17 protein-coding genes and 1 pseudogene are annotated in these 20,699 nt (G+C 58.0%); 17 read left to right on the forward strand and 1 reads right to left on the reverse strand.

Annotated features, from left to right (window positions below):
- The first annotated feature begins 59 nt into the window (after positions 1-59).
- The 15 genes and pseudogenes from truA to cobA form a co-directional block, all read left to right on the forward strand.
- Entirely contained in the window at positions 60-968 is a 909-nt protein-coding gene (truA, locus tag AC13DD_RS16405; RefSeq protein WP_482931497.1) for a tRNA pseudouridine(38-40) synthase TruA, read from the forward strand.
- Positions 965-1,594 carry a phosphoribosylanthranilate isomerase gene (locus AC13DD_RS16410; RefSeq protein ID WP_482931498.1) on the forward strand — a complete coding sequence of 210 codons (630 nt, stop codon included), beginning with the start codon at positions 965-967 and terminating at the stop codon, positions 1,592-1,594. The genes truA and AC13DD_RS16410 overlap by 4 nt, the downstream gene beginning before the upstream one ends.
- Complete coding sequence (trpB, locus tag AC13DD_RS16415) at positions 1,587-2,795, forward strand: tryptophan synthase subunit beta (RefSeq protein ID WP_373274847.1); 1,209 nt, start codon at positions 1,587-1,589, stop codon at positions 2,793-2,795. Before AC13DD_RS16410 ends, trpB begins: the two co-directional genes overlap by 8 nt.
- A gap of 19 nt (positions 2,796-2,814) precedes the next feature.
- Complete coding sequence (gene trpA / locus AC13DD_RS16420; RefSeq protein WP_008171746.1) at positions 2,815-3,627, forward strand: tryptophan synthase subunit alpha; 813 nt, start codon at positions 2,815-2,817, stop codon at positions 3,625-3,627.
- A gap of 46 nt (positions 3,628-3,673) precedes the next feature.
- Positions 3,674-4,600 carry an acetyl-CoA carboxylase, carboxyltransferase subunit beta gene (gene accD, locus AC13DD_RS16425; RefSeq protein WP_008171745.1) on the forward strand — a complete coding sequence of 309 codons (927 nt, stop codon included), beginning with the start codon at positions 3,674-3,676 and terminating at the stop codon, positions 4,598-4,600.
- Positions 4,584-5,906: a bifunctional tetrahydrofolate synthase/dihydrofolate synthase gene (gene folC / locus AC13DD_RS16430; protein ID WP_104271234.1), complete on the forward strand. Its 1,323-nt coding sequence runs from the start codon at positions 4,584-4,586 to the stop codon at positions 5,904-5,906. Before accD ends, folC begins: the two co-directional genes overlap by 17 nt.
- 123 nt (positions 5,907-6,029) lie before the next feature.
- A complete protein-coding gene (locus tag AC13DD_RS16435) occupies positions 6,030-6,701 on the forward strand; it encodes an SPOR domain-containing protein (protein WP_008171743.1) in 672 nt (223 codons plus the stop codon).
- A gap of 91 nt (positions 6,702-6,792) precedes the next feature.
- The gene (locus AC13DD_RS16440) at positions 6,793-7,362 is read left to right on the forward strand and encodes a CvpA family protein (RefSeq protein ID WP_008171742.1); all 570 of its coding nucleotides are present in this window, start codon (positions 6,793-6,795) and stop codon (positions 7,360-7,362) included.
- Between the two features lie 34 nt (positions 7,363-7,396).
- Positions 7,397-8,923 carry an amidophosphoribosyltransferase gene (gene purF / locus AC13DD_RS16445; RefSeq protein ID WP_092032484.1) on the forward strand — a complete coding sequence of 509 codons (1,527 nt, stop codon included), beginning with the start codon at positions 7,397-7,399 and terminating at the stop codon, positions 8,921-8,923.
- A gap of 26 nt (positions 8,924-8,949) precedes the next feature.
- On the forward strand, positions 8,950-10,191 hold the full coding sequence (locus AC13DD_RS16450) for an O-succinylhomoserine sulfhydrylase (RefSeq protein WP_273085497.1): 1,242 nt from the start codon (positions 8,950-8,952) through the stop codon (positions 10,189-10,191).
- A 6-nt stretch (positions 10,192-10,197) separates the two neighbouring features.
- On the forward strand, positions 10,198-12,780 hold the full coding sequence (locus AC13DD_RS16455) for a DNA translocase FtsK (protein WP_482931499.1): 2,583 nt from the start codon (positions 10,198-10,200) through the stop codon (positions 12,778-12,780).
- Positions 12,781-12,792: 12 nt separating this feature from the next.
- Positions 12,793-13,440: an outer membrane lipoprotein periplasmic chaperone LolA gene (gene lolA, locus AC13DD_RS16460; protein WP_008171735.1), complete on the forward strand. Its 648-nt coding sequence runs from the start codon at positions 12,793-12,795 to the stop codon at positions 13,438-13,440.
- A complete protein-coding gene (locus AC13DD_RS16465) occupies positions 13,440-14,777 on the forward strand; it encodes a replication-associated recombination protein A (protein WP_008171733.1) in 1,338 nt (445 codons plus the stop codon). Before lolA ends, AC13DD_RS16465 begins: the two co-directional genes overlap by 1 nt.
- Positions 14,778-14,865: 88 nt before the next feature.
- Positions 14,866-16,140, forward strand: a complete 1,275-nt coding sequence (gene serS / locus AC13DD_RS16470) for a serine--tRNA ligase (RefSeq protein WP_338354941.1) — start codon at positions 14,866-14,868, stop codon at positions 16,138-16,140.
- Positions 16,053-16,994, forward strand: a pseudogene (cobA, locus tag AC13DD_RS16475) (uroporphyrinogen-III C-methyltransferase); the annotation flags it as partial. The gene serS and the pseudogene cobA, both read left to right, overlap by 88 nt.
- A 27-nt stretch (positions 16,995-17,021) precedes the next feature.
- On the opposite strand, the gene AC13DD_RS16480 reads toward cobA, so the two are convergent.
- Positions 17,022-18,098 carry a 3-deoxy-7-phosphoheptulonate synthase gene (locus AC13DD_RS16480; protein WP_008171726.1) on the reverse strand — a complete coding sequence of 359 codons (1,077 nt, stop codon included), beginning with the start codon at positions 18,096-18,098 and terminating at the stop codon, positions 17,022-17,024.
- Between the two features lie 175 nt (positions 18,099-18,273).
- Here AC13DD_RS16480 and AC13DD_RS16485 point away from each other — a divergent pair, with 175 nt between their 5' ends.
- Both AC13DD_RS16485 and AC13DD_RS16490 read left to right on the forward strand, forming a co-directional pair.
- Positions 18,274-20,097 (forward strand): DUF1631 family protein, encoded by a 1,824-nt coding sequence (locus AC13DD_RS16485; protein WP_092032493.1) that lies wholly within the window; start codon positions 18,274-18,276, stop codon positions 20,095-20,097.
- A 25-nt stretch (positions 20,098-20,122) separates the two neighbouring features.
- Positions 20,123-20,527 (forward strand): PilZ domain-containing protein, encoded by a 405-nt coding sequence (locus AC13DD_RS16490; protein ID WP_008171722.1) that lies wholly within the window; start codon positions 20,123-20,125, stop codon positions 20,525-20,527.
- The last annotated feature ends 172 nt before the right edge of the window (positions 20,528-20,699 follow it).

A 20,699-nucleotide genomic window follows, 5' to 3' on the forward strand; every position in this document is an offset into this window, starting at 1 on the left:
CTTCCCGGCAACAAGGTCGGCGCTTTGTTTTTATAGAACCACTCTCTTCGGATTCGCACTTGTTTCTCGAGACTCAGCAGCTCACCACCGATAACGCCGTAGGCGCGGGCCGCGTCGCACTTGCCTTCGAATATGATGGGCGTGGGTTTCATGGCTGGCAGTTCCAGAAATCCGGTGTCCGATCGGTAGAAGCGGAACTGACGGCAGCGGTGGCAAAGGTTGCGAACCATGCAGTTGATCTGGTGTGTGCGGGCCGTACCGATGCCGGCGTGCACGCCAGCTATCAAATCGCTCATTTTGACACTCCCTCTGTCCGTAACCTGCGCTCCTGGGTTATGGGTATAAACACGGCGCTGCCCGATGACATTTCCGTGCACTGGGCCGGAAATGGAGTCGGTGATTTCCACGCTCGATTTTCCGCGACCTATCGGCGTTATCGTTACATCATCTATAACCATCCAGTGCGTCCGGGTATACAGCGGGGCCAGGTAAGCTGGACCTTCCGCCCACTGGACGCAGATCGCATGCACAAGGCCGCGCAGGCATTGGCCGGAGAACATGACTTTTCCTCTTTCCGTGCGGCCGGGTGCCAGTCTCGAACACCGATTCGGTTTCTGGAGCGTATTTCGGTAACCCGGAAGCGGGATTTTGTCGTAATAGACGTTCAGGCCAATGCGTTCTTGCATCACATGGTCCGGAATATCGCCGGCGCCCTGATGGCGGTTGGTTCGGGAAAGCAGCGACCGGAGTGGATTCATGAGATACTGGTCGCCAGAGATCGGACAGCTGCAGGTGTAACCGCGCCTCCCCATGGTCTGTATCTGGTCGATGTGGGGTACCCGGACGAATTCGGGATTCCCGATGTCGAATGCGGCCCGGGCTTTCTGCGGCCCTGGTTCACTCGGGAAGAGAACAGTCCGTTCACCCCAACACACATCCATGTCAAACAGCGGGTTCCGAGCCAATGAGCGCAAGGGTCAAAATTTGCGGCCTTACCCGTCCCGAGGATATTGACGGGGCTGTTCAATTCGGCGCCGACGCCCTGGGCCTGGTTTTTTATGAACCGAGTCCCCGTTCCGTTTCTCTGGAGCTGGCCGCCGAACTGGCAAAGCGTGTTCCGGCGTTCATGTCGGTGGTCGGATTATTTGTTAATCCATCCAGGCAGGAAGTCGAGGCGGTTCTCGAGCGGGTGCCACTGGATTTGCTGCAGTTTCATGGCGACGAATCGGCGGATTTATGTGCCAGTTTTGGTCGACGCTGGATCAAGGCCATCCGGGTCCGAAAGGCAGGGCAGATTGAAGCCGCCTTCGAGGAGTTTCACAACGCTTCCGGCCTGCTGGTCGATGCCTGGGATCCAGACCGGTACGGAGGCACAGGAAAATCGTTTAACTGGGATCTGATCCCTGACTACCGGCCGCTTCCGATCATATTGGCCGGGGGTTTGTCATCTGATAACGTATTTGCCGCTGTGAAACAGGTGAAACCCTGGGCTGTAGATGTCAGTGGCGGTGTTGAACAGGGCAAAGGCATCAAGGATATCCAGAAAATTTCTCATTTTATTAAAGAGGTTCACCGTGTCTGTAAAACTGACTGAAGAAATGCTGAGCGCACTGCCGGACGCGCGGGGTCACTTCGGGGCCTTTGGTGGGCGATTTGTTTCCGAGACTCTGATGGATTCCCTGATGACGCTCGAGAAAGAATACGCCCGCCTGAAGAAGGATCCGGAATTCCAGGCGCGGTTCGACAAGGAACTGGCGGACTATGTTGGCCGGCCAACCCCGCTGTATTTCGCCGAGCGTCTCAGCCGTGAAACCGGCGGCGCCCAGATCTGGCTCAAACGTGAAGATCTTTGTCACACCGGTGCCCATAAGGTGAACAACACGATCGGCCAGGCGCTGCTTGCCAGTTTCCTCGGTAAAAAGCGGATCATTGCCGAAACCGGTGCGGGTCAGCACGGTGTTGCCACTGCCACTGTTTGCGCGCGTCTGGGTCTTGAATGCCATGTGTTCATGGGCGCGGAGGATGTCCAGCGACAGTCTCTGAACGTGTTCCGGATGAAGCTTCTGGGCGCGACGGTACATGCCGTTCAGGGTGGCACCAAAACCCTAAAGGATGCCATGAACGATGCGATGCGTGACTGGGTGGCTCACGTGGACGACACTTTCTATATCATTGGTACCGTTGCGGGGCCGCATCCATATCCGCTGCTGGTCCGGGATTTCCAGTCGGTAATCGGTCGTGAAACCCGTCGTCAGGCGCTGGAGAAAACCGGCAAATTGCCGGATGCCCTGGTCGCTTGTGTGGGTGGTGGTTCCAACGCCATTGGCATGTTCTATCCGTTCCTTTCTGACGAATCGGTACAGCTTTACGGTGTCGAGGCTGGCGGCCTGGGCATTGATACTGGCAAACACGCGGCACCACTCTGTGCCGGTCGTCCTGGCGTGCTTCACGGTAACCGCACCTACCTGATGGAGGACGAAAATGGCCAGATCGCGGGTACGCATTCGGTGAGTGCCGGCCTGGACTATCCAGGGGTGGGTCCCGAGCACAGCTGGTTGAAGGACATTGGCCGTGCCAATTATGTGTCCGTTACCGATGACGAAGCGATGGAAGGGTTCCGGAAATTGACCCGCGTCGAGGGCATTATGCCCGCGCTGGAAACGGCTCACGCTGTTGCTTATGCCATCAAACTGGCGGCGACCATGGACAAGGACCAGACCGTTGTCATTAACGTTTCCGGGCGTGGCGACAAGGACATTAACACGGTTGCCAAGCTTGAAGGCATCGAGATCTGAAGAATTAACAGGAGCAGGCATGAGCCGAATTGAAGGGGTCCTCAAGGCCCTGAAAGGACAAGGTCGTAAGGCACTTATTCCCTATATTACTGCCGGTGACCCGCATCCCGATGTCACGGTAGATCTGATGCACACGCTGGTTGAGGCGGGGGCAGATATTATCGAGCTGGGGGTGCCGTTCTCTGACCCCATGGCAGACGGCCCGGTAATCCAGCTTGCCTGTGAGCGGGCCCTGGTGCACGGTACCTCGCTGAGGCAGGTGATTGCCATGGTCAAGGAGTTCCGGAAGTCAGACGACGCAACTCCGGTGGTTTTGATGGGCTACCTGAACCCGATGGAAGCCATGGGCTACGAGCGTTTTGCGGATGCTGCCAAGGATGCTGGCGTCGACGGCATTCTGACCGTTGACTTGCCACCGGAAGAGGCCGACGAGGTTGCTCCGCTGTTCACCCAGCGAAATCTCGACGCCATCTTCCTGCTTTCACCAACCACGACCGATGACCGGATCCGGGCAATCAGTGAGCACTCCTCCGGTTATGTGTACTATGTTTCTATCAAGGGTGTGACGGGATCGGCCACCATCAACGTGGAAGAGGTAGCTGCCAAGGTGAATCATATTCACGAACTGACAGCTCTCCCAGTGGGTGTTGGTTTCGGTATTCGTGATGCGGAAACTGCCGCGGCGGTCGGTCGGGTATCCGATGGTGTAATTGTTGGCAGCGTCCTGGTCGATACAATAGCCAGAAATCAGGCAGATACCGACCAGCTCAAGCGGGCATTGACGGATCTGCTCCACCCGATGCGTGAAGCACTGGACAGTCTCGCCTCCTGAATGAAGGGGAGGAGGGCAAACAGGCGTCAAAGGACAGGATGAGACCATGAGTAACTGGCTGGACAAGATAATGCCGAGCAAGATTCGCTCGGAGTCGAAGCAGAGAACGGGCGTTCCGGAGGGGTTGTGGAAGAAATGCCCCAAATGCGGTGCCTTTCTCTACAAGCCGGAACTTGAGAAAAACCTGGATGTTTGCCCCAAATGCAACCACCACCTGAGGGTGACTGCGCGTCGGCGACTCGAAATTTTTCTTGATCCAGAGGGTCGTGAAGAAGTTGCCGCTGAGCTTGAGCCTTGGGACCGATTGAAGTTCAAGGATAGTAAGCGCTACAAAGATCGTTTGTCCCAGGCGCAGAAAGCCACTGGGGAAAAGGATGCCCTCGTAGCAATGAAAGGCACGACGCTCGGGGTTCCTTTAGTTGCCTGCGCGTTCGAATTTGGATTCCTTGGTGGCTCTATGGGGCAAGTGGTCGGGGAGAAGTTTGTCCAGGCCGCAAATGTTGCTCTCAAGGAGCGTATCCCGTTGGTCTGCTTCTCAGCCAGCGGCGGCGCCCGCATGCAGGAAGCGATCCTGTCGTTGATGCAGATGTCGAAGACAGCCGCTGTGCTTGAGAGGATGAAAGTTGAGGGTATTCCCTATATCTCTGTGATGACGGACCCTGTCTTCGGTGGCGTGTCCGCCAGTCTGGCCATGCTGGGGGATCTCAACATTGCAGAGCCAAACGCATTGATCGGCTTCGCCGGCCCCCGGGTTATAGAACAGACGGTTCGTGAAAAACTGCCGGAAGGTTTCCAGCGTAGTGAGTTCCTGCTTGAGCACGGCGCGATTGACATGATTCTCCATCGCCACCAGATGCGCGAACGCATTGCTCATGTGCTGGCCAAGTTTACCGGCCAGGAGCGCCCGGGAACCGAAGACCCGATCGAGTTTGAAGTCTCGGAGAAGCCCGAAACCGATGCCCCTGCCGAGTAACCCTGCAGACCAGCCCCCGGCATCGCCGGGGGCTGGTGCCACCGTCGATCAGTGGCTTACCTACCTGGAAGCGATACACCCTACAGAGATTGATCTTGGCCTGGACCGGGTCCTCGTGGTCCTGCGGCGGTTGTTCCGACGAAAGCCGTCCGCCCGGATCATCACTGTGGCTGGCACTAACGGCAAAGGCAGCGCGGTTGCTACTGTTGAGGCGCTTTTGCGCGCGGCTGGCCGCCGGACTGGCGCCTACACCTCGCCCCATCTACAACGCTATAACGAACGTGTGCGTCTTAATGGTGAGGATATCTCCGACGACGCGCTTGTCAGCGCATTCGAAGCCGTCGAAGAAGCACGCGGCAATGTCTCTCTTACCTATTTCGAATTCGGAACCCTTGCCGCTTTCGTGGCCTTTGCCGGTGCGGGCCTCGACGACTGGGTGCTGGAGGTTGGCCTGGGTGGGCGGCTGGATGCTGTCAATGTCCTGGACGCGGATTTTGCCATCCTGACATCGGTGGACATCGATCATGTTGCCTTCCTTGGCGACAATCGCGAAGTCATCGGGTTTGAAAAGGCCGGTGTCCTTAGGCCGGGCATCCCCTCGGTCTATGCCGATTCCGATCCGCCACGTTCGGTGCTCCAGCAGGCCACTGCGCAGAAAGTCGAACTGGCTCTGCTGGGGCGTGATTATGAGCTAGTGACTGAGCAGCAAGCAGGCGATGATGCTCCGGCGGTAGAGCTTCGCCATAAAGGCCGGGCGATTCGTCTGCCCGCCGGTCCATTGCCGATCAAAAGCGTGGCAGCCGCCGTGGTTGCCATACGCGAGCTTGAACCGAACCTGCCGGTACCAGTCATTGAGCAGGTGCTTTCAGGTCTGAGTGTACCCGGGCGTTTCGAGCGTGTTGGTTCCGCACCGGATATCTTCCTGGATGTTGGCCATAACCCTCATGCTGCCGGTTGGTTGTCTGGTCAGCTGAGTCAACTAAAATCCCCGGGCAGACGGGTGCATGGTGTTTATGGCGCCCTGGCGGACAAAGACGTGGCAGGTGTGGGCAGAGCCATGGTTGATGTGGTCGATGCCTGGTATCTGGCCGGTCTCAAGGTACCAAGAGGCCTGTCCGGTCAAGACCTGCAAGCAAGACTGTCCGATTCAGGGATCCAGGCGACGGCTTTTGAATCCGTGCGGGAGGGCTTGGTTTCAGCATTGGCCGTGGCTGACCCGAACGATCTTGTGGTTGTGTTCGGTTCTTTCTTCACGGTCGCTGAAGCACGCGAGATTCTGCTCGCTGGCAAGGTAGCCGGAAGCTAGGCAGGCCGCCTTAAACTTTGTCCATGGCCGTGCCTGACACTTTGAGTTCCGCTTGCCGGCCAGTTAGTATCTGCGCATGGGTGCCCGTCGGGGCGCAGTCATAACAGTTGGGAGCCTAGCAACGTGGATGGACTGAAACAGAGAATAATCGGGGCGCTGGTACTTGTTTCCCTGGCGGTTATCTTTGTTCCCATGCTTTTTGATGAGCCTCATTCCGAGCGCACGTCCACAACCATCAAGATTCCGGAAGAGCCGCCTTTCCCTGAAGTGGAAGCGCCCGAATCGGAATTGGCGCCGGCGCCGTCTTACGGTCTTGAGTCCAGCGATAGCGGCCTGGCAGCACCCTCAAGCGCGCAAGAAGCAGGGGATTCCCCGGGTTATCGTATCCTCGAAGAGGCGCCTGGCCAGGATGAGATGCAGGACGTAACCGATTCGTCCGATGCTGCCCAGCCCGAGAGCGGCAACGCTCAGGAATCCACCAATGAGCCGGCTCAGACATCTGAACAGACCTCGGAGAATGCTGCCACAGAAGCTGCAGAGTATGAGCGGTCGCTGGATGGCGCCTGGGTGGTGCAGTTGGGCAGCTTTGGCAATGCCGACAACGCCCGACGCTTGAGAGATCAGGTCCGGGAAAAGGGCTATGGCTCGCATCTTCAGGAGGTTGTCCGCGGCGACACAACGCTGACAAGGGTCTTCAGCGGGCCCTTTGCGTCAAAAACCGAGGCCGAATCCGCCAAAAGGGCTCTGGACGATGCCTTTGGTCTTAACAGTCTGGTGACCTCCGGCGAAAAATAACGCCCGGGGTCCGGTTTATGTGTGTCTTGCGGTTTGGCGAACCGGGGTTTCCTGATAGAATTCGCGCTTCCTTTTCTCCACCGGGTTTTCAATGGAAGCGCTGATCTGGATTGACTGGGTCATTATCGCCCTGATTACAGTTTCCACCCTCATCAGTCTGAAACGGGGTTTTGTACGGGAAGCCCTCTCGCTGGTGACCTGGGTGGGCGCGTTTATCCTGGCCAGAACCTTCCACCCCCAGATGCAGTCCCTGCTGGAGAGCACGGTTGAAACACCGCTTGTCCGGCTGATTGCTGCTTTTGCCATACTTTTCTTTGGAACGCTCATCGTCGGTGCCATCATCAACAACATGATCGGTCATCTGATTCGAGCTACCGGCTTGTCGGCCACCGATCGGGTGCTTGGAATGGGTTTTGGCCTTTTGCGGGGCGTGGTGGTGGTGATCGTTGCGATTGCATTTACCCGTTACACACCGCTGGCCCAGGATACCTGGTGGCGAACCTCGATCATTATCGATCGCCTGGCGGTGGTTGAAGACTGGTCCAGACGGACCCTGGGCGATGAATTTGCGCGCTTTCTTGGGCCTGCGCCTGAAAACGCGCCGGAACCGGATTCCGTTACAGAGCAGGAAGGCGTGGAACCCGCGTCCGTGTCCCGCTAACATTCAGTTTTAACACTCGGAGATACACTTATCCATGTGTGGCATTGTCGGCATCGTCAGTACTTCCAACGTCAATCAGTCGCTCTATGATGCGCTGACTGTACTTCAGCACCGGGGCCAGGACGCGGCGGGCATTGTGACATTTCAGGATGAACGGTTTTTCCTCCGCAAGGACAATGGCCTGGTACGGGATGTTTTCCATACCCGTCATATGCGTCGTCTGGTGGGCAACGTGGGTATAGGCCACGTGCGCTATCCGACTGCTGGCAGTTCCAGCTCCGCCGAAGCCCAGCCGTTCTATGTGAACAGCCCGTATGGCATTACCCTGGCTCACAACGGCAACCTGACCAATGCTGATGATCTCAGCAAGGACCTGTTCCGGACCGATCTGCGCCACATCAACACGAACTCCGACTCGGAAGTGCTGTTGAACGTGTTCGCCCATGAATTGCAGAAGCTTGGCAAGCTGGACCCGACCAAGGATGAGATCTTTTCTGCGGTCAGCGCGGTTCATAAACGCTGCCGGGGTGCCTACGCCGTCATTGCAATGATTACCGGCTATGGCATTGTTGGCTTCCGGGACCCGAATGGTATCCGGCCTGCCTGCTACGGCGAACGCACCGACGAGAATGGCCGCAAGGAATACATGATTGCCTCTGAAAGCGTTGCCCTGAACGCAGCGGGCTACACCCTCGTGCGCGATATTGCCCCGGGCGAGGCGGTCTATATCGAAACTGACGGTACCCTCTACACCCGCCAGTGCGCCGAGCAGCCGCATCTGTACCCGTGCATTTTCGAACATGTGTATTTCGCCCGGCCTGACTCCATCATAGACAAGGTGTCCGTTTACAAGGCTCGCCTGCGCATGGGCGAAACCCTCGCGGAGAAAGTGCTCCGCGAGACACCGGATCACGATATCGACGTTGTCATGCCGATTCCGGACACCAGCCGAACGTCGGCCATGCAGATGGCGCATCGTCTGGGGGTGAAATTCCGGGAAGGCTTTATCAAAAACCGCTACATCGGCCGGACATTTATCATGCCGGGCCAGAAAATGCGCAAGAAATCGGTCCGACAGAAGCTTAACCCGATCGATCTGGAGTTTCGTGGCAAAAACGTGATGCTGGTGGATGATTCCATCGTTCGCGGTACAACCTGCAAGGAAATCGTCCAGATGGCTCGGGATGCCGGTGCCTGTAAGGTCTATTTTGCGTCTGCGGCGCCTCCAGTTCGCTACCCGAACGTGTATGGTATCGACATGCCCTCCGCCAGTGAGCTGATTGCCCACGGGCGCACCGTAGAGCAAATCCGGGAACTGATTGGTGCCGACTGGCTGCTCTATCAGGATCTGGAGGACCTTATAACCTGCGTCAGTGAAGTGAACGATGACATTGAGGGATGGGAGTGCTCGGTATTCACTGGCGATTATGTGACCGGTGATGTCGATGAAGCGTATCTGAGCCGCATTGACGGCTTGCGCAATGACGAAAAACGATCCGAAAGTGCCGGTGGTGCTGACGGGGACAATGGCATTATCGACTTGCATAACGACGAAGACTGAACGCCGCTTTCAGGCAGGAGATGTAGATGACTTTTCGCCGCGAAGAAACTGTCTGGATCCCGGAGTCCGACCTGGACGGGATGTCCGTGGACACCCTGGCCGTGAGGGCAGGGCAGATCCGCACCGGGCAGCTTGAGCACAGCGACGCGATATTCCCCACGTCCAGCTTCGTTTATGGCAGCGCGGCCCAGGCGGCGGCGCGATTTGGCGGCGAAGAGCCCGGAAACATCTACTCCAGGTTTACCAACCCTACGGTCCAGGCGTTTGAAGGTCGGATCGCGGCCATGGAAGGCGGTGAACGTGCCGTCGCCACCGCATCCGGTATGTCTGCGATCCTGAGCACCTGCATGGCGCTACTGAAGAGCGGCGATCATGTGATCTGCTCCCGGGGTGTGTTCGGCACCACCAACGTGTTGTTCCAGAAATACATGGCACGTTTCGGGGTGGAAACCACGTTTGTCAGTCTGACGGATATGGAAGAGTGGCAGGCTTCGATCCGTCCCGAAACCCGGATGCTGTTTATTGAAACGCCGTCCAATCCGCTGTGCGAAGTGGCCGATATGGAGATCCTGGGGCAGCTGGCAAGAGACAACGACGCCCTGTTCGTAGTCGATAACTGCTTCTGCACGCCGGTGCTCCAGCGCCCGCTGGAGCAGGGCGCAGACATCGTGATTCACTCGGCGACAAAATATCTGGATGGTCAGGGTCGCTGCGTGGGCGGCGTCGTGGTCGGATCAGATAAGATGATGGAAGAGGTCTATGGCTTCCTTCGTTCGGCCGGCCCCACCATGAGCCCCTTTAACGCCTGGGTGTTTCAGAAGGGCCTGGAAACCTTACCAATTCGTATGCGCGCCCACTGTGACAATGCGTTAGAGTTGGCCCTGTGGCTGGAGCAACAGCCGGCAGTTGAACGTGTTTTCTATGCCGGGCTCCAGAGTCATCCGCAACATGAGCTGGCGAAAAAGCAGCAGACCGGATTTGGTGGTGTGCTGTCGTTCCAGCTCAAGGGTGCGCGGGAGGAGGCATGGCGCTTCATCGATGGCACCCGGATGATCTCCATCACCGCAAACCTCGGTGACGTCAAGACCACGATCACCCATCCGGCCACAACCACTCACGGGCGACTATCCCCGGAGGATAAGGCGCGGGCCGGGATCACGGAGAATCTGATACGGATTTCCGTGGGGATCGAAGCCGTAGAAGACCTGAAAACCGATCTTGAACGCGGCTTTCAGGCGCTTCGGAACGAAAGCACCGATAACGTCTGAGCATTCATGGCCGAATCTGCAAAAGCGAAGAAAGCACCACAGGAACTGACAGAGAAGCAGCAGCGCTTTCGCCGGCTGGCCGCCCAGGGCGCTCGCGAAGGCGCCGTCATCGCGCTTATTGCCCTTTGCATTTACCTTTCCATGGCACTGGTTACCTTTAGCCCGTCAGATCCGGGCTGGGCCAGTATCGGTCATGACACCAGCGTGCAGAATTATGCGGGCCGCACCGGTGCCTGGCTCGCCAGCCTGTTCATGGATTTCTTCGGCCACGTTGCCTATCTGTTCCCGGTCATGATTGCGGGATACGCGTTGATGCTCATCCGTCGGCGTAACGATTCCCTGGATCTGCACTGGCCACTCTTCATGATGCGCTTCGGTGGCTTCTTGCTGATTCTTCTCTCGGCAACCAGTCTGTTGTCGCTGTATTCCGTGTTTGGTCTGGGGGCGTCCTCGGGCGGTGTCCTTGGAACGGCTGTTGCCGACGCTATGGTGCGGTTTTTCAACCTGCCGGCAACAACCCTGTTACTGATTGCCATTTTCCTGTTCGCGTTAACGGTTACTACCGGTCTCTCCTGGTTCTGGCTGATGGATCAGGTGGGCGGTTTGACTCTCAGAACGGGCCTTGCCATCAAAGGCCTTTTCAAAGGCAAGCCCAAATCGAAAAAGCCAGAGCCCAAAGCAGAACCGAAAGCTGAGCCACCGGTGGTCAAGGACCGTGTGCCGGCCATGGACAGCAAACGGCAAAAAGCAGATGCCGACAAACCACGCTGGTGGCAACGGATTCCAGGCTTTGGGCCGAAGAAGCCAAAAGCCCCGAAGCCCGCGTCGAAGCCAGAAACCGGTCGAAAAGAGCCCGCGTTGGATGGTCTCTCTGCCGAAGTTGACCCGGAACCTGCAAGGCTCGAAAGCTTCAGTTCACGGGATGACGCTCCTGTCGCTAACGGGAAACCCGCCAAACCCGAGGCATCTCCTCAGTCTGCCGGACGGTCGCTGAAGATTTCGCCCTTTAAGAAGGACGAACAGCCGACCCAGTCCAAAGACAAGGGCAACAAGCAGCCTTCATTGCTGGAAGATATTGAAAGCCCTATTCCGCCGATTTCTCTTCTGGACCCGCCGGAGGAGCATAAGGAAAGAGGCTATTCGGAAGAATCCCTGGAGCATATGTCACGGCTGCTAGAGGAAAAGCTGGGGGATTTCGGGGTATCCGTTGAAGTAGTCGAGGTCAATCCCGGCCCGGTCATTACCCGGTTCGAGATCAAGCCGGCTCCAGGTGTGAAGGTCAGCAAGATTTCCAACCTCGCAAAGGACCTGGCCCGCTCACTGGCCGTACTGAGCGTTCGGGTAGTCGAGGTGATTCCTGGCAAGTCTGTGGTCGGTATCGAGATTCCCAACGAAGAACGGGAAATGGTCCGGCTCAGTGAAGTGCTTGGCGCGCGGGTGTTTCAGGAGTCGAACTCACCGCTGACCCTGGCACTGGGTAACGACATTGGCGGCAACCCGATGGTTGCCAATCTCTCCAAAATGCCACACCTGCTGGTGGCGGGCACCACTGGTTCCGGTAAATCGGTTGGCGTCAACGCCATGCTGCTCAGCATGCTGCTGAAGGCAGGCCCGGAAGAGGTCCGCTTTATCATGGTGGACCCCAAGATGCTTGAACTGAGCATCTACGACGGCATTCCGCACCTGCTGGCGCCGGTGGTCACCGACATGAAGGAGGCGGCCAACGCACTACGCTGGTGTGTCGCTGAAATGGAGCGCCGGTACAAGCTCATGGCCAGCCTCGGGGTCCGTAACCTGGCGGGCTACAACCGCAAGATCAAGGATGCCAGGGCCGCCGGCGAAACATTACTGGATCCGTTCTGGAAGCCGGACGAATACCTGGCCAACGACGAGCAGGAGCGCCCCGAGCTGGACACTCTTCCCTTCATCGTGGTGGTGATTGATGAATTCGCCGACATGATGATGATCGTCGGCAAGAAAGTTGAGGAACTGATTGCCCGGATCGCGCAGAAGGCGCGGGCGGCCGGTATTCACTTGATCCTTGCCACCCAGCGGCCCTCGGTGGATGTAATCACCGGCCTGATCAAGGCCAACATTCCCACCCGGATGTCGTTCCAGGTCTCGTCCAAGATTGATTCACGCACGGTGCTGGATCAGGGTGGCGCTGAGCAGCTCCTGGGGCATGGTGACATGCTTTACCTGCCACCGGGTTCGGGTCTGCCAGTACGAGTGCATGGTGCGTTTGTGGATGACGATGAGGTCCATCGCGTGGTGAGTGCCTGGAAAGCTCGGGGTGAGCCCGTATACGTGGACGATGTTCTCAATGGTGCTGAAGGCGAGAGCCTGCCGGGCGTTCCCAACCTCTCGGAAGGAGGCGGGGATAGTGAAGGGGATGCCCTTTACGACGAGGCCGTTGCGTTCGTTACCGAAGGGCGGCGCGTTTCGATTTCCTCGGTACAGCGAAAATTCAAGATCGGGTACAACCGGGCAGCGAACCTGGTTGATGCCATGGAAGCATCCGGCGTGGTAAGCGCCGCAGGCCACAACGGGGCACGTGAAGTTCTGGCTCCGCCGCCACCCAGAGATTAGGAGTAACAAGCAATGGGACGATCTTTTGTGAAATGCCTGGCCACCCTGGTCATGGCGGTGTTTATTGCCGGCCCTCTGAGTGCGAGTGAGGGCAGCGATAGCGCGAACGAGTTGGCCTCGTTGCTGAAGGGCTACGAGTCCTACCAGGCGGATTTTATCCAGATTGTTGTTAACGAGAATGGCAACAAGGTTCAGGAAACCCGTGGCTCCCTGAAGGCCAAGCGCCCCGGGCTGTTCTACTGGGAGACCAGTGCGCCTTTGTCGCAGTTTATTGTCAGTAATGGCGAAACCGTGGAGGTTTACGATCCGGACCTGGAACAGGTCACGATCCACAATCTCGACGATCGAGTGCAATCCACACCCGCGCTTTTACTGAGCGGTGAGGTGGATAATCTGGAGGATACCTACAGGGTGTCCGGTCGCCAGATAGGCGACAACACCCGTGAATTTACTCTGGAGCCAAGAAGCCCGGACTCCCTCTTTACGTCCCTCAGGCTGACGTTCTTCAAGGGTGAGCTCCAGGAGATGCGTATGCAGGATTCTCTGGCACAGCTCAGCGTACTGAGTTTCGACCGGATCAGGCTGAACGAACCGGTTGAAGCGGGTGCGTTCACCCTCGACTATCCGGAGGGTGTGGATATTATCCGGGACGGGGCCTGATGCAGGACAGTCTGTTCGCGGAATCCGCGGGCTTTCGGCCGCTGGCCGCGAGAATGCGGCCGGCAAGCCTGAATGACTATGTGGGCCAGGCTCATCTGGTCGGGCCCGGCAAACCGCTGCGGCGCGCTGTTGAGCAGGGCCAGCTTCACTCGATGATCCTCTGGGGCCCTCCCGGAGTCGGTAAAACCACCTTCGCCCAACTACTGGCCAATGTCAGCGATCTCAGTTTCGAGACGGTTTCGGCCGTACTGAGCGGTGTGAAAGAGATCCGGGCCGTTGTTGAGCGGGCACGTAATCGCAAGCAGTCACAAGGTCGGGACACTCTGTTGTTCGTGGATGAAGTTCACCGCTTCAACAAAAGCCAGCAGGACGCGTTTCTTCCCCACATTGAAGACGGTACCTTCATCTTCGTTGGTGCGACCACTGAGAATCCCTCTTTTGAGCTGAACAGTGCGTTGCTTTCCAGAACACGTGTCTACGTGCTCAAGAACCTTGAGGAAGAGGACATCCTTCAGTTGCTACGCCGCGCGCTGACAGTTGATGAAGGATTTGGTGGACGCCTGCGAGTTGATGAAGACGTGCTGACCCTGATGGCGGCCGCGTCTGGTGGCGATGCCCGCCGTGCTCTCAATATCCTGGAAGTGGCGGCTGACCTGGCAGAGCCGGATGAGGCCGGCACGGATCGGGTAACGGCGGATCAGCTTGAGCAGGTCATGCAGACCAGCCTCCGCCGGTTCGACAAGGGCGGTGACGTATTCTACGACCAGATCTCAGCGTTGCATAAATCCGTTCGCGGATCAGATCCGGACGGCTCGCTGTATTGGCTGTGCCGGATGCTCGATGGCGGCTGTGATCCGCTCTACGTTGCCCGCCGTCTGGTACGGATAGCCAGTGAGGACATCGGTAATGCCGATCCGCGGGCCCTGCAGCTAAGCATGGAAGCCTGGGACGCTCAGGAGCGGTTGGGATCTCCAGAAGGGGAGCTGGCGCTGGCCCAGGCGGTGACCTACCTGGCCCTGGCGCCCAAGAGCAACGCTGTTTATAACGCCTTCAATCGGTGTATGGCCGACATCCGCCAGGACCCGGACTATGAAGTGCCGGTACACCTGCGTAATGCACCCACCAAGCTGATGAAAAGCATGGGCCATGGGGATACTTATCGGTACGCTCATGATGAACCCGAAGCCTTCGCCGCCGGGGAATCCTACCTGCCCGAGGCCATTCATGAGCGCCGCTACTACGAGCCCGTAAACCGCGGTCTCGAGATAAAACTGGCTGAAAAACGCCAGCGTCTGGATTCCCGCAACGCCGAAAGCCCCCGCAAACGCTACACCTGAGCCTTTTTTCGGCGGTAGCCACGAGCGCCAGTGCAGGTATAATGGCCAGTCATTCAAAACATCGCTAACCGGAAGATTCAGGATAATCATGCTCGATCCCAAACGTGTCCGCACCCAGACAGAAGAGATCGCCCGTCGGCTGACCATCAAGAATTTCGAATTCGATACCGCCACCTTCGAGCAGCTTGAGGAACGCCGCCGTGCCCTTCAGGTGAGCACGGAAAACCTGCAGAGCGAGCAGAACAAGCGGTCGAAGTCGATCGGCAAGGCCAAGGCTGCCGGCGAGGACATCCAGCCGCTGTTGGACGAGGTGGAAGACCTGAAGAAACAGAAGTCTGAAGCCGAAGACGAGCTCCGCACTCTCCAGGAGGAGCTCAACGCCTTCCTGGCCGGTATCCCGAATCTCCCGGATGAAGATGTACCAGCCGGCGAGAGTGAAGACGACAACGTTCAGATTCGCACCTGGGGCACGCCCAGGAGCTTTGATTTCGAGCCCAGGGACCACGTTGCCCTGGGTGAGAGTCTGAAAGGCCTGGACTTCGAGACCGCGACCCGCCTGGCCCACTCGCGGTTTGCTGTCATGCGAGGGCCGGTCGCACGGCTGCACAGGGCCCTGGCCCAGTTCATGCTGGATTTGCACACTCGCGAACATGGCTACCTGGAGACCTACGTACCTTACCTCGTGAATGCTGATAGCCTCTATGGCACGGGCCAGTTGCCCAAGTTTGAGGAGGATCTGTTCAAAACCGAGGGCGAACACCCGCTTTATCTGATTCCAACCGCGGAAGTACCTGCCACCAATCTGGTCTCAGATTCCATCCTTGATGCCGCAGAGTTGCCACTGCAGATGGTCTGTCATACGCCGTGTTTCCGCAGCGAGGCCGGCTCCTACGGCCGGGATACCCGCGGCATGATCCGTCAGCATCAGTTCGATAAGGTTGAACTCGTGCATGTCGTTCGTCCCGCCGATTCCGACGCCGCCCTGGAGGCTCTCACCGGGCACGCGGAAAAGGTTCTGCAAATGCTGGAGCTGCCGTATCGCGTCGTTGTACTGTGTGGTGGCGACATGGGCTTTTCGGCGGCCAAGACCTACGATCTGGAAGTCTGGTTGCCGGGACAGGACAAGTTCCGCGAAATTTCATCCTGCTCCAACACACGTGATTTCCAGGCACGCCGCATGCATGCGCGTTGGCGTAACCCGGAAACCGGTAAGCCGGAACCCGTGCATACGCTGAACGGTTCAGGTCTTGCGGTTGGCCGCGCACTGATTGCGGTTATGGAGAATTACCAGCAGGCAGACGGCAGCATTGTGGTTCCGGAGGTTCTCAGGCCGTACATGGGAGGCGTCGACATAATCCAATGAGTGATCAGCAACAAAGTGCGCCAGGGAAGGGCGTTGGTGCAACCCCTGCACCGGTAAGGTACAGGGTAAACCCGGTGACCTCGAACCCGAACACATCAGCGGGCGAAGTGGCCCTCGTCGGGGCCGGGCCGGGCGACCCTGAACTGCTGACACTCAAAGCCTGGAGGCTGATTACGTCCGCCGAAGTCGTGCTTTACGATCGCCTGGTGTCGCCGGAAATACTGGCCATGATTCCAGACACTGCCGAGATGATTCATGTTGGCAAGCAGCGGGCCAACCACACCTTGCCTCAGGACCAGATCAATCAACGATTGGTGGATCTGGCCAGGCAGGGCCGGAAGGTGGTCCGTCTCAAGGGCGGAGACCCGTTTATCTTCGGGCGCGGTGGCGAAGAAATTGAAACTCTGGCCGACGCCGGCGTACGCTTTCAGGTGGTGCCGGGTATAACCGCCGCTTCCGGCTGCGCGGCCTACGCCGGAATCCCGCTCACACATCGGGATTATGCCCAGTCAGTCCGGTTCGTGACTGGCCATCTCAAGAACGATACCTGCGATCTTCCCTGGCGAGACTTTGTCCAGAACAACCAGACCCTGGTGTTCTACATGGGGCTGGTTGGCCTGCCGATTATCTGCCGGCAGTTGGTCGCCCACGGTATGTCCCAGGAAATGCCCGTGGCGTTGGTCTCGAAGGGGACAACGAGGGATCAGCGCGTGGTTACAGGGAATCTCTGCAACATCGTTGAAAGAGTAGAGGCGGAAGCGGTCCAGCCGCCAACACTGGTTATTATCGGCCAAGTAGTCGCGCTGAGAGAAAGGCTGGACTGGATAGGTGGGGTTATGACAACGGGGAGCTGAGGCTCCCCGTTTTATATCATGCTTTGATCAGCCGATCTTGCGCTTGGGCAAGACATCCTTCAACTTATCGCGCATATCCCGAATGGCCTTTTCGGTGGTTGGCCAGTCGATACAGGCATCGGTCACCGATACGCCGTACTTGAGATCTGCCAGATTCTCGGGAATGGACTGGTTACCCCAGTTGATGTTGCTTTCCACCATCAGGCTCTGGATCGAGGTGTTACCTTCCAGGATCTGGTGGGTGACATCCTGCATGACCAGCGGCTGAATGGCCGGATCCTTGCTGGAGTTGGCATGGCTGCAGTCAATCATCATCGACTTGCGCAGGCCTGCTTTATCCAGCGCCTGTTCGCAGAGGGCGACGCTCACCGAATCGTAGTTGGGTTTGCCACCGCCACCGCGCAGAACAACGTGGCCGTAGTTATTGCCCTTGGTGCGGATAATCGCCACCTGCCCCTGCTGGTCGATGCCCAGGAAACTGTGCGGGTGAGACACGGACTTCATGGCGTTCACCGCAACGTCCAGGCTGCCGTCGGTTCCGTTCTTGAAACCGATCGCCATGGACAGGCCGCTGCTCATCTCGCGGTGAGTCTGCGACTCGGTAGTACGGGCGCCGATGGCGGACCAGGCAATGGTGTCCTGCAGGTACTGCGGGGAGATCGGATCCAGCGCTTCGGTGGCTGCGGGCAGGCCAAGCTCGTTGATATCCAGCAGCAGACGACGACCGATGTGAAGGCCCTGCTCAATATCAAAGGTGTCGTTCAGGTGCGGATCGTTGATGAGGCCTTTCCAGCCAACTGTTGTGCGAGGCTTCTCGAAATAGACACGCATAACGATCAGCAGCGTGTCGCTGACTTCATCGGCAAGCTTCTTCAGGCGCGCGGCGTAATCTCTCGCAGCTTCAACATCGTGAATGGAGCAGGGGCCCACCACGACGAATAGCCGGTGGTCCTTGCCATCCATGATGTCATAGATCGCCTGGCGGCCCTTTGAGACGGTTTCTGCGGCCTTGTCGGAGAGCGGCATCTCCTTCTTCAGCGCTTCAGGAGTGATCAGTGCTTCCTGGCTCGCCACATTCAGATTCTCTAGTTTGTTGCCCGACATGTTGTTCTGCTTCCCCGATTCTGATCGTTGCAGCCCTGGTGGACGATAGAATATGCCAACAGGGTTGCAGATTAACGCGAATAGCGCCGGTGCACGGTTGCGGTAAACCCCGGCGAGTTGGTTATACTGCGTTATTTACAGGGCCTTTTCAACGCTTCTTAAGTACGGGGAACGGATGTCGCAAAACAGGCAGAGACCGAAGGATGTGCCTTCCGTTGCAGCGGTTTCAGGCAAGATTGACGATGTCCTGGCCGGCATTCGTGTTCCTGACCTTCCATACCCGGCTGGCAAGCTCGAACCAGACGCCGTCAGCGACTGGCGCCCACTGCTGGTTTCCTGCTGGTCCGAACAGCGTGACGAACGGGTTACCCATGTTATCCGATCTGTTCATCTGGAGTGGTCAGCCCGACAGGTGAACGCCGCCTATGTGGCTGACCGCATCATGGACGTGTTCCTGAAGACGAGCGGCCTGCATCCGAGCCTCGCCCGCCGGGTGGCAAGGCTGCGCTTCTATCTTGCCTGGCGCATGAATCTGGAGGGCAAGAAAGCCTTCAGCAAGGCGCTACTGGAGTGGCTGGACAGCCTTCAGGAGTGGCGCGGCTGGAGTGATTCCGGAGGCCGTTCCGCCAAGGTTCTGATGGATCAGCTGGATTCGCTGGTTATCGCCGTTTCCGCGAGTTTTGAATCCGGCAAGACGGAGCCGGTTAACGAATTCTGTCATCGCTGGCAGGAAGACGCCGGGAAGAGGAATGCCCAGGTTGGAAAGCTCCGCCAACGGCTGCTGGAAACCGAGCAGGGCGCTGCAAAGCAGCGCAAGGCAGAGCAGTCTTCCCGGGCATTAATCGGTCGGGCTCTCCAGGGGCGCAAGCTGCCGCTTCCGATCGTCCGCTTTATACTTGATCACTGGCAGGGTCTGCTGAAACAGTCGATCTGGGATTCCGGTCTCGACGGAGAGAACCTGCGACATGGCAGCAAGTTGCTGGAATGGCTGGTCTGGATTGGTGATCCGTCGCTTTCCGACAAGGACCGTAATCGGCTCTATCACGTGGGCGAACAGATCGGTGATCGGATCCTTGATGTCTGGAAACGGGTTTTTAATGAATCACTGCCTGCGGAGTCCCTGTCCGGGATCGAATCCGCTATGGTTTCCAGGCTGAGAGGGGAGGCGCCGGATCTTGTGGAGGCACTGCCGGCGGCGGGGAGCTTCCACTGGGACAGCACCTGGCTCAGCTTCGAAGTGCCCGCGGCAGAAGCTTTTGAACCGTATGAGGGGCAATGGTTTGTCGAGGGCGAGGGTGTCGGAGAGCAGCGCCGTTACTTCTATGCGTTCTTGCCGGAATCGGCAGAAATCCTCTGGACGAACGGCGCCGGCGTGAAACTGGGGCTGCAGACCTGGGGCGAGTTTCAGAGGGCCCTTGAGCAGGAGCAGATCCGGCCATTGCCGCAGCTCACGCCGTTCGGAACGGTGCTGGCAGAAACCGTGGAACTGCTTGCCCGTGTCTGCGAGAAGCAGCGTCGGCAGAGGGAGCAGGCGGCGGAAGCTGCCAGGCTGCGCGCAGAGGAATTGAGGCGGGAAAAAGAAGTCGCGGAAGAACGGCGAAGGGCGGAGGAAGCGGAACGTGAAGCCGAGCTTGAGCGCCAGCGGCAAGCCGATGAAGAGCAACGACTCGCCGATGAACAGGCTGAAAAGGAACGGATCCGGAAGGAAAGGACGCTGCTGGCCGAGAAACAGGTGGATGCTATCAAGCTTGGTGGCTGGATTGCCGTTGAACCCGATGAAACGTCTGATGAACCTGCCCGTCTGAAACTGGCCGTGCGCATCAATGCGTCGAGAAAGCTCGTGTTTGTGGACCGTCTGGGCCTGAACAGGCGTGAATTTCTCGAGGACGCCCTGGTTGAAAGGATTGTCGAAGGACGGATCCGGGTTCTGGGAACCTCCGCGGAATTCGACGACACCCTTAGCAGGGTAGTCGGGCGGATTCGCGTTGGCCGCAACTGATATTGCCGAAGCAGGAAAAACAATAATGACAGATAATGACTATAGCTTTGGAACCCGGAATGAGCCGCCCGTTGATCAGGACAATCGGGCAGATTACCGTCTTACGGCGCGAGCCAGGGCAATACTCGAGCTTGAGTCCGGCTTGCCGGAAGAAACCGGAGCCGAGGAGCGGGACCTTGTCTGCGGTATTCGTGATATTTCGGCCAGTGGCCTTTGCCTGACAGCTGACGAACCCCTTTCCCTGGGGGCCCTGCTGCCGGCGAGCGTATTTCTTGGTAACCATGCCCAGCCTTTCGGTCTGATGGTCGAAGTGGTCTGGTGTCGACCCAACGAGTCGAGCTTTCTGGTGGGGGCGCGAATCATTGAGTCTGACGAAACCGCATACGTCGAGTGGGTGGAGGCCGTGGCCTCGGCGATGGCCCAGGATTGACTCTTGTCCGTGCAATCCAACGAAAAGAGCCGGCATAACGCCGGCTCTTTTACGTTGTGCGCCAGGCATGGCGCGTAGCGCCTTGACGGGCGCTGTTCCGGTACAGGTGGTGCTGGCCGGATGACTTGGGGGTGCAAGTCCCCTGTGGACCCGGCAAGGGGAACCACTAGCC

Source organism: Marinobacter sp. L-13 (assembly GCF_056857715.1).